4 protein-coding genes and 3 tRNA genes are annotated in these 3,868 nt (G+C 60.9%); all 7 read left to right on the top strand.

Features of this window, described 5'->3' with window-relative positions; translation table 11 throughout:
- The coding region (locus tag ACQKPE_RS25915) for an AAA family ATPase (protein ID WP_427669546.1) at window positions 1–1,424 on the top strand (1,424 nt) is incomplete at its 5' end.
- Between the two features lie 373 nt (window positions 1,425–1,797).
- Window positions 1,798–1,873 (top strand) — tRNA-Asn (locus ACQKPE_RS25910).
- Between the two features lie 4 nt (window positions 1,874–1,877).
- A tRNA-Pro gene (locus ACQKPE_RS25905) sits at window positions 1,878–1,954 on the top strand.
- A 6-nt stretch (window positions 1,955–1,960) separates the two neighbouring features.
- Window positions 1,961–2,036, top strand: a tRNA-Lys gene (locus tag ACQKPE_RS25900).
- A 293-nt stretch (window positions 2,037–2,329) separates the two neighbouring features.
- The gene (locus ACQKPE_RS25895) at window positions 2,330–2,983 is read left to right on the top strand and encodes a hydrolase (RefSeq protein WP_427669545.1); all 654 of its coding nucleotides are present in this window, start codon (window positions 2,330–2,332) and stop codon (window positions 2,981–2,983) included.
- A 50-nt stretch (window positions 2,984–3,033) separates the two neighbouring features.
- Complete coding sequence (locus ACQKPE_RS25890; protein ID WP_427669543.1) at window positions 3,034–3,585, top strand: antibiotic biosynthesis monooxygenase; 552 nt, start codon at window positions 3,034–3,036, stop codon at window positions 3,583–3,585.
- The coding region (locus tag ACQKPE_RS25885) for a twin-arginine translocation signal domain-containing protein (RefSeq protein WP_427669542.1) at window positions 3,582–3,868 on the top strand (287 nt) is incomplete at its 3' end. The genes ACQKPE_RS25890 and ACQKPE_RS25885, both read left to right, overlap by 4 nt.

Genomic DNA, 3,868 nt, shown 5'->3' with positions numbered 1-3,868 from the left:
GGAGCCGGTGCCGTCCAGCGTGGGCGTGGCGGCGATCTGCTGGCCGCTGGGCCAGCCGCATCCGCATGGAAATCGACTCCAAGCCGGAAGTGCTCGACCGTCTCGACCGTCGGCTGATCCAGCTCAAGGTCGAGTCCCAGGCGCTGAAGAAGGAAGAAGATGAAGCGGCCAGAAAGCGTCTGGAGAAACTGACCGAGGAAATCGAGCGCCTGGAGCGCGAGTATTCCGACCTCGAGGAAATCTGGGCGTCGGAAAAAGCCGAGGTACAGGGCTCGGCGCAGATCCAGCAGAAAATCGAGCAGGCCCGCCAGGAGCTGGACGCCGCCCGCCGCAAGGGCGACCTCAACCGCATGGCCGAGCTGCAGTACGGGGTGATCCCGGACCTGGAGCGCAGCCTGCAGATGGTCGACCAGCACGGCAAGACCGATAACCAGTTGCTGCGCAACAAGGTCACCGAGGAAGAAATTGCCGAAGTGGTGTCGAAGTGGACCGGCATTCCGGTGTCGAAGATGCTCGAAGGCGAGCGCGAAAAGCTGCTGAAGATGGAAGGCCTGCTGCACCAACGGGTGATCGGCCAGGACGAGGCGGTGACCGCCGTGGCCAACGCCGTGCGTCGCTCGCGTGCCGGGCTTTCTGACCCGAACCGGCCCAGCGGCTCGTTCCTGTTCCTCGGCCCAACCGGTGTGGGCAAGACCGAGCTGTGCAAGGCGCTGGCGGAATTCCTCTTCGATACCGAAGAGGCCATGGTGCGCATCGACATGTCCGAGTTTATGGAGAAACACTCGGTGGCGCGCCTGATCGGTGCCCCGCCAGGCTACGTGGGCTACGAGGAGGGCGGCTACCTGACCGAAGCGGTGCGCCGCAAGCCGTACTCGGTGGTGCTGCTCGACGAGGTGGAGAAGGCTCACCCGGATGTCTTCAACGTGTTGCTGCAAGTACTGGAGGATGGCCGTCTGACTGACAGCCACGGGCGTACGGTGGACTTCCGTAACACGGTGATCGTGATGACCTCCAACCTGGGCTCGGCGCAGATCCAGGAGTTGGTCGGCGACCGTGAGGCGCAGCGCGCGGCGGTGATGGATGCAGTGGGCTCGCACTTCCGCCCAGAGTTCATCAACCGTATCGACGAGGTGGTGGTGTTCGAGCCATTGGGCCGCGAGCAGATCGCCGGTATCACCGAGATCCAGCTGGGCCGCTTGCGCGGTCGCCTGGCCGAGCGCGAGCTGTCGCTGGAACTGAGCCCGGAGGCGTTGGACAAGCTCATCGCCGTGGGTTACGACCCGGTGTATGGCGCACGCCCGCTGAAACGGGCGATTCAACGCTGGATCGAGAACCCGCTGGCGCAGTTGATCCTCAGTGGGCAATTCGTGCCGGGCGCGTCGATCACCGCGAAGGTGGAGGGCGAGGAGATCGTCTTCGCCTGAGCCGGTGCGTGAAACAAGCCCCGCACCTGCGGGGCTTTTTCATGGGCCTGGTGAAGCAAAAAAGCCCGTCCCGCCAAGCAATTACGGCACCTTCCGATAACCTTTTGAGAATCTTGAAATTTTTCTTTGCATTTCACTTCGAGTGCGCTTAATATGCGCCCCGCTGTCAGGCACAACACAGATCACCGGCGGTAAAGGCGATCTGAAAACAATTTGCAAATCAGTAAGTTGAAAGCAAATTGGGGGTTGACAAGCAAAACGAAGGATGTAGAATAGCGCGCCTCAGAGGCAACAACGCGAAAGCGGATGCTGAAGGGTTCGAAGCTAAACAGCCTTCGAAGCGGTAAAGAAAAGTTGTAAACGAAGTTGCAGTTCCGCGATAGCTCAGTCGGTAGAGCAAATGACTGTTAATCATTGGGTCCCTGGTTCGAGTCCAGGTCGCGGAGCCAAATTCGGGGTGTAGCGCAGTCCGGTAGCGCGCCTGCTTTGGGAGCAGGATGTCAGGAGTTCGAATCCCCTCACCCCGACCATTTTCCGGGTCGTTAGCTCAGTTGGTAGAGCAGTTGGCTTTTAACCAATTGGTCGTAGGTTCGAATCCTACACGACCCACCATGTAAAAAGGGCATCTCGACCGAGATGCCCTTTTTCTTTTGCCCGCAAAAAATCCTCTTTCCACAGGCTTGGCAAATGCTCGAGCCTGTACGCCCGCCTGCCCATCGAAATCGACTGCACACGCCGCAGTAGGGCTGTTCCAAAACCGCGCATTCATACAATCATCTTCGCCGGGGCTTTCCGACAATGGCTGCCGTTGCGAACCGTTCCTGTTCCCGCGCGCCGCAGCGCATCTGTGGGGCTGCGGGGCAGGGCGGTTCCGTACCTACCCCACTCACCCAGAGGAAAGCATCATGGCAGTTGCAAAAGCCGCACCCGGCAAGACGTTGCTGAACCCGACCGACCACACCCTGATCATGATCGACCACCAGTCGCAGATGGCTTTCGCAACCAAGTCGATCGACGCTACCTCGCTGCGCAACAACGTTGCGCTGGTTGCCAAGGCGGCCGAGGAGTTCGGTGTCTCCACCATCCTTACCACCGTGGCGGAAAAGAGCTTCTCCGGCCCGATCTTCGACGAGATCAAGTCGGTGTTCCCTGAAGCCAACATCATCGACCGTACCAGCATGAACACCTGGGAAGATGAGCGCATCGCCGTTGAAGTGAATGCCGCTGGCAAGCAGAAGATCGTACTGGCCGGCCTGTGGACCTCGGTGTGCATCGTAGGCCCAGCGCTTTCGGCCCTGGACCAGGGCTTCGAGGTGTACGTGATCGCCGACGCCTGCGGCGACACCTCCGACGAAGCCCACGACATGGCCATGCAGCGCATGATCCAGCTCGGCGCGCGCCCCATGACCTCCCTGCAGTACCTGCTGGAGCTGCAACGTGACTGGGCCCGTGGCGAAACCTACGACCAGACCGTCAAGACCGCTGTCGCCAACGGCGGCGCGTACGGCCTCGGCCTGATCTACGCCAAGACCATGTTCAACGCCTCCGAAGGCCATTGAAACCTGGGGGCCGCACCGAACGTGCGGCCCACCCGGTGGCAGGAGGCATCATGGATCCGCTCGAAATAGTGACCCTGGTGGTTCGCCATCGGGTGCGGGCAGGCCGGGAAATGGCCTACGAACAGTGGTTGCAACGTACTACCCGAGTTGCCTCGACCTACCCGGGCCACCTGGGGGTCGATGTTATCTGTGAGCAGGGCCAGTTCATCTGTGTACTACGCTTCAGCGGTGCATCCGAACTGCAGGCCTGGCTGGGCTCTGGCGAACGGCAGCAACTGATCGAGGAAGTCTCGCCCTTGCTGGTGGAGGGCGACCAGACCCAGGTGCATATCGGCCATGAGTTCTGGTTCAACCCACATCACCCGAAACAGCCCCCGCGCTGGAAGCAAGCCTGTGTCACGTTCCTGGTGATCCTGCCTCTGAGCCTGTTGATTCCGCTGTTGTGGCAGCCTCTGTTTGCCAAGCTGCCAGTGTTATCGGGTTACGTTGCCAGCAACGTACTGATCACCCTGACCATCGTATTGTTGGTCGTCTACCTGTTCATGCCCAAGGCCACGCAGCTGTTCGCGGCCTGGCTCGAACCGCGAGGACATGATTCATGAACGACGAAAACCCAGACGCCGCACGCCGGAAGTTCCTCGCCAATAGCACCGTGCTCGGTGCGGCTGGCGCCTTGTGGTCGGCCCTGCCGTTTGCAGCTTCGGCCAGCCAGCCCCCCAAAAACCCTCAAGGAGGCTCCATGACTGCCGACCTCATCCTGTTCAACGGCAAGCTGCACACCGTTGACCGCGAAAAGCCCACCGCCACCGCCGTCGCCATCAAGGATGGTCGCTTCATCGCCGTGGGCAACGATGCCGAAGCCATGGCCCACAAAAGCGCCGCCAC

Source organism: Pseudomonas sp. NPDC089554, from assembly GCF_050280645.1.
Classification (GTDB): Bacteria; Pseudomonadota; Gammaproteobacteria; order Pseudomonadales; family Pseudomonadaceae; genus Aquipseudomonas.
The sequence above is the reverse complement of the archived record's forward strand: the minus strand, read 5'-3'. Positions and strand labels throughout refer to the sequence as shown.